Origin of the sequence: Streptomyces silaceus (genome assembly GCF_001419745.1) — a bacterium.
In the GTDB taxonomy this organism is placed as follows: domain Bacteria; phylum Actinomycetota; class Actinomycetes; order Streptomycetales; family Streptomycetaceae; genus Streptomyces; species Streptomyces silaceus.
Window position 1 is genome coordinate 1 of sequence record NZ_LIRJ01000680.1, and the last position, 5,211, is coordinate 5,211.

Annotated in this window: 5 protein-coding genes; all 5 read right to left on the bottom strand. The window is 72.4% G+C overall.

Going from position 1 to position 5,211, the window contains the following annotated elements; genetic code table 11:
- Nucleotides 1–1,519 (bottom strand): AMP-binding protein (locus tag AOK22_RS38590; RefSeq protein WP_055703286.1); only part of this gene is annotated, 1,519 nt, incomplete at its 3' end.
- A gap of 58 nt (nucleotides 1,520–1,577) precedes the next feature.
- Nucleotides 1,578–2,036: a DUF3592 domain-containing protein gene (locus AOK22_RS38595; protein ID WP_341845645.1), complete on the bottom strand. Its 459-nt coding sequence runs from the start codon at nucleotides 2,034–2,036 to the stop codon at nucleotides 1,578–1,580.
- 180 nt (nucleotides 2,037–2,216) lie between these two features.
- Nucleotides 2,217–2,819: a lytic polysaccharide monooxygenase auxiliary activity family 9 protein gene (locus tag AOK22_RS38600; protein WP_055703288.1), complete on the bottom strand. Its 603-nt coding sequence runs from the start codon at nucleotides 2,817–2,819 to the stop codon at nucleotides 2,217–2,219.
- A gap of 86 nt (nucleotides 2,820–2,905) precedes the next feature.
- The gene (locus AOK22_RS38605) at nucleotides 2,906–3,619 is read right to left on the bottom strand and encodes an AAA family ATPase (protein ID WP_107102139.1); all 714 of its coding nucleotides are present in this window, start codon (nucleotides 3,617–3,619) and stop codon (nucleotides 2,906–2,908) included.
- Nucleotides 3,603–4,802: an SPFH domain-containing protein gene (locus AOK22_RS38610; protein ID WP_055703289.1), complete on the bottom strand. Its 1,200-nt coding sequence runs from the start codon at nucleotides 4,800–4,802 to the stop codon at nucleotides 3,603–3,605. The genes AOK22_RS38605 and AOK22_RS38610 overlap by 17 nt, the downstream gene beginning before the upstream one ends.
- Nucleotides 4,803–5,211 lie beyond the last annotated feature (409 nt).

Genomic DNA, 5,211 nt, shown 5'->3' on the forward strand with positions numbered 1-5,211 from the left:
GAAGCACCCCCCGCGCCACCTTGTTCGTCGCCGTCACCGGCATCCGCTCCACCACCCGCACGAACCGGGGCGCCATCTTCGTCCCCAGATCCTCCTGGGAGAGGAGGAACTCCGCGAAGAGGAGAGGATCGAACCCCGCCCCCTCCGGCGGAGCCACCGCCGCCATCACCTGGTCCCCCGCCACGGGATCCGGCACCGCGTACACGGCGACCGCCACCGCCCCCTCGTACCGCGCGAGGATGTTCTCGATCATCGCGGCCGCCAGATTCTCGCTGTCGACCCGCAGCCGGTCGTCCGCCCGCCCCGCGAAGTAGAGGTACCCCTCGGAGTCCCGGTAGAAGAGGTCCCCCGTCCAGTACCACCCGTCCCGCACCCGCTCGGCCTGCGCCTCCTCGTTGCGCCAGTACCCCTCGAAGGGGTTCGGCCCCCGGTTCACCAACTCCCCTATCGCCGAGGCCCCGTTCACCAGCCGCCCACCCGGCGCGAACCGCGCCGCCTCGCACTCCCGCCCCGTCCCGGGGTCGACCACCGCGAGGTCGTCCCCGGGCGCCGCCCGGCCGATCGCCCCGACGGGCGTGCCCGGCGTGCGCTGGATCGCCGCCCCTCCCTCGGAGGACCCGTAGCCCTCGACGAGCCGCACCCCGAACCGCTGCTCGAAGCGCGCCGCGTCCACCGCCCCCGCCTCGGTCCCGAACCCGACCCGCAGCGGGTTCTCCCGGTCGTCCGGCCCCTCGGGCGTGGCCAGGACGTACTGCACGGCCCGCCCCACGTACGTGAAGTACGTCGCCCCGAACTCCCTGACGTCGGAGAGGAACCGGGACGCCGAGAACCGGGCCCGCAGCGCCACCCCCGCCCCCGCCGCGAGCGCCGGCGCCCAGTCCGCGATCACCGCGTTGCCGTGGAACATCGGCATGCAGACGTAGTGCGTGTCCGATTCCTTGATCCCGAAGTGCGCGACCAGCGAGGCCCCGGCCGCCGCAAGCCGGCCCTGGGTGCAGATCGCCGCCTTGGGCGCGCCCGTGGACCCCGAGGTGAAGTAGAGGAGCATGCGGCTGTGCGGGCCGGCCGCCCGCGCGATCTCCGGCTGCGCGTCGGCGTAGGGCGCGAGAAGGGCGTCGTACGCCTCCGTACCGGTCACCAGGACGCGTACGCCGGGCAGGTCGAGGCCGTCGAGCAGCGGGAGGTGCCGCCGCTCGGTCACCAGGATCCCGCAGTCGGTGTGCACGATGTCGCGGGCCAGTTCGGTGCCGCGCCGTGTCGGGTTGATGCCCGCAACGGCCACGCCCGCGAGGGCGGCGGCGCTCAACCACAGGGGATATTCGGGGGTGTTGTCGAGCAGCACCCCGATGTGCGGCTCGCGCCCGCGGGGCAGCAGATCGGCGAGCAGCGCGGCCCTGGCCGCCGCGCCCGCCGCCACCTGATGGTGAGTCAGCTCCCTGCCCGTGAAGCGCAGGCCGGTGCGGTGGTCGCCCCACCGCGCCCGTACGAGTTCCGCGACCGTGTTCCCGGTGCTCTCCATGGCCGCGCACCATAATTGACGGCTCGTCAGATGTGGAGGGCGTGCGCCGCTCCGGACGTCAGGGAATGTCGCTGTACACGTCGTCCGCGAACATGTCGTCCACCGACACCATGAAGTAGACGCAGAGCACCAGCATGACGCCGAGGAAGCAGAGCAGGCCGAACGTGCCCGCCGTCAGCGCGAAGGGCCGGGGCGCGTGGGCCGTCGCCGCCTCGGGGCGCTCGGCCTCGTAGTGCACGGTGACGATGTCGCCCTCGACGGTCGTCGCGGGGCCGTGCTCCTCCTCGAAACGGACGTAGCGGCCGTCGAGGGTCGTGAACTCGTAGACGTGGTGCAGCGTCGTGGACACGTGACCGTTGCCGCCGCCACCCCTCGTCGTCGTGTACGTCCGCAGGCAGCGCGCCTGGGCCGTGAGGCCGCTGTTCCAGGCCCGGTCGACCTCGTTCGACCGCTTGACCAGCCTGACCGCGCCGACTGTCACCATCGTGGCCACGAGCATGGCCACGGCGTAGAACATGAACTCCACGAGGATCCCCCGATCTCGGTGCGGGCCGCACAGGCACGGCTCCGCGCACGCCGTGAGGTCGTGCACGGCGTGCGCAGAACCTACCCGTGGAGCCTGGGGAAGATCCTCAAGCGTTGCTCAGAACTGGGGGAATTCAGCTCCGATGGGGCGTCATGGCGTCAGAACCGGACGTCAGAACTGGACGTCCGAGCAGGCGTAGAACGCGTTCGCCGTGTCCGCCACCGTCCAGACCGCGACGATCACGTGGTGACCGCTGCGGCCACCGGGGATCGTGCCGCTGTGCGACAGGGTCGCGGGCGGCTGCTGACTGTTGTACGGCACGTTGAGGAACGGCGTGGTCTCCAGGGCGGCCCTGGTCACCGGCTTGCTCTCGTCCCAGCCCTGCTTGGTGATGTAGTACTTGAAGTCGGTGGTGCGGTGCCGCGCGGTGAACTGCCAGCGGAAGCTGTAGTTCTGACCGGCACTCACCTTCGTGGTCGGCCAGGCCCCGCCGTTCGGCGCCTTGGGCGAGTTGAGCTGGTCGAATCCGGCGATGCCCGCCGAGCAGATCTTGCCGTCGGCCGGACCCGCGGCCGGGAAGCCCTTGGGGCCCTCGACACTCTGTGGCTCGTACTGGATGGAGCCACAGTTGGCCACCACACCCTTGGCACAGTTGATCTGACGGCTGGCCGGCAGATCCGTGTAGCCGTGGCCGCTCGCGCCACCGGCGGAGAGCGCGAAGGCGCCGACGGTGCCGAGGCCGACCAGGGCCGCGTACATCTTCTTGTTTCGCATGTGCCGCTCCTGCTCCTGCTGAACATGGGGAGTTCCGGGGGGACGTGCGCGCACTGCGGTCTAGACCAAGCCTCAGATTATTGCCGTTAGTTGAACATGTCCATACCAATGATGGAGATGATCCGTCCGCATCGCCCGCGGGACGTCTCCACGAGTTCACCGTTGGGGCCGTCGTTCGCCGCGACCCACTCCGCGGCCGCCTCCGGCGACCGGCCACCCGCCAACTGCCTTTCCAGCAAACGCTGTTGGCGGATTCGACCGGGTGTGTCCAGATACCAGCACTCCCCCATCAGCGCATGCGCCGCACGCCAGCCGGGCAGGTCGCAGGCCAGATAGTTGCCCTCGGTGATCACGAGACGGGCGGTGGGCGCGACCAGGTGGCGGGCGGCGACCGGCTCGTGGAGCGTGCGGTCGTAGTCGGGTACGTAGATGTCGTGCGCCCGGTCGTCGAGCACCCGGCGCAGCAGCGCGACGTACCCCGCCACGTCGAAGCTCGGCTCCGACCCCTTGCGCGCGGTCAGGCCCAGCCGCGCCAACTGGTCGTTGGACAGATGGAATCCGTCCAGCGGCAGATACGCGGCGCCCGCCCCGATCCGCTCGACCAGGGCCCGCGCGAGCGTCGACTTGCCGGTGCCGGGCGGGCCCGCGATGCCGAGGACGGCGCGCGGGACGCCGTCCGTCAGACGCCAGGCGTCGGCCGCCAGGCGGTCGAGGGGTGCGGCGCCGTCGAAGGGTGCGGGGCCGTCGGGGCGTGCCGGGCCGCCGAGGGGTGCGGCGCGGTGATCATCGGTGTTCTCCATGGCCCGTATAGAACGCCACCGTCAGGTCCTTCACCAGGGCCTTGCGCTCGTAGTCGTCCAGCTCCACCAGGCCCCGGGTGGTCAGCCGCGTCACCGTGTCCTCGACCGAGTCGACCACCGAGGTCAGCACGGTGTCGCGATGGCGCGCGTCGAGGGCGGCGACCCGGCGGCGCTGCATCACGGCGGCGACCTCGGGTGCGTACTCGATACGGGTCGGCTGCACCGAGAACACCTCGATGCCGACCGCCCCCGCGTCCGCCGCGAGCGCCCGGGTCAGCGCGGCACCGACCGCCTCGGCGTCGCGCAGGGTGGGGGCCTCGTCGTGGAAGGCGTCGGCGGGCAGCCGGGACAGGACCCGCGCGGTGGTCGCCTCCACGCACTGGCGCAGATACTCCTGGTGGTCCTCGACCGCGAGCGTCGCCCGCGCGGTGTCCTTGACCCGCCACACGACGAGGACGACGACGCGCAGCCCGACCCCGCAGCGGTCCACGGCCGCCATCGGCTCGCTCCGCCAGTGCCGCAGCCGCACGTCGACGCGGCGGCGCAGCAGCAGCGGGTTCACCCAGAGCAGTCCGGTGCGGCGGACGGTGCCGCGGTAGCGGCCGAAGAGACCGAGCACCCACGCGCGGCCGACCCGCCCGCGCGCGAGTCCGCCGAACCCGAAGAGCCCGAGCGCCCCCGACCCGGCGAGCGACGCCCACTGCGCGGCCCCGAGCCCGGCGCCGCCGTACCCGGGCAGCCCGGCCAGTCGCGCCGCGGGCTCGGGCAGCGCGCCCGCCCACCAGAGCGACAGCGCGCACCCGGCGACACCCGCGCACCCGCCGAGCACCCCGACGATCCCGGGCAGCACCCGGGCGCGCCGCTCCACGAGGGCGGGGTCGACGTCGGGCACCGGGCGCCCGGCCGGCTCGGCGTGCACGGCGGCGAGGGAGGCGGCGACGGCCGGGGCGGGCGCGGTCCGGCGCGGCGCCCTCGGCTGCTCGCCCGTCCCCTGCCGGCGCCGCACCACGGCGGGCGACAGCGGGACGCCCGTCGTGTCGTCCGGGTCGTCGCGGAAGAGGAGGTGGACGGGGATCTCGGTGGTGGCCTCGCTCTGGATCACCCGCGGCGACCGCGCGCCGCCCGGCTCGGGCGCCCCGTCGGACTGCGGGGACTGGGGCTGTGAAGCTGCCGTCGCACTCATCCGTGCCTCCGCGTCATTCGTGCCTCGATCTCATTCATGCCTGAGTCACAGCAGTGACCGGTTCTCAGACCTGACCCGAGCCACATGCGTGACCAGGTCACACCTCTGACCGCGACACATGCGCGCCCAGGTCTCACGGATCCCGCCGCGTTGACCGAGGCACATTCATGCCCCGGTCTCACCGGCCTCGCCGCATTGACCGAGGCACACTCGTGCCCAGGTCTCACTCCCCGCCCCGCCATCTCTCCGAGGCCGGATCCCGCATCCGCATCCGCGACCGCGTCACATTCGTAACCCGGTCTCATGCCGCCGCCCGGCCACTGCGGCCCGTTGGGCCCCTCCGGTCCCATCAGTCCCATCAGTCCCATTGGTCCCATCAGCCCCTCCGATCCCACCGACCACTCCGCCC

What these genes read in the sequence shown, in the direction of transcription:
- AOK22_RS38605 (WP_107102139.1), bottom strand. Translation starts at nt 3,619, where the DNA reads ATGGAGAACACCGATGATCACCGCGCCGCACCCCTCGGCGGCCCGGCA.
- AOK22_RS38595 (WP_341845645.1), bottom strand. Translation starts at nt 2,036, where the DNA reads ATGTTCTACGCCGTGGCCATGCTCGTGGCCACGATGGTGACAGTCGGC.
- AOK22_RS38610 (WP_055703289.1), bottom strand. Translation starts at nt 4,802, where the DNA reads ATGAGTGCGACGGCAGCTTCACAGCCCCAGTCCCCGCAGTCCGACGGG.
- AOK22_RS38600 (WP_055703288.1), bottom strand. Translation starts at nt 2,819, where the DNA reads ATGCGAAACAAGAAGATGTACGCGGCCCTGGTCGGCCTCGGCACCGTC.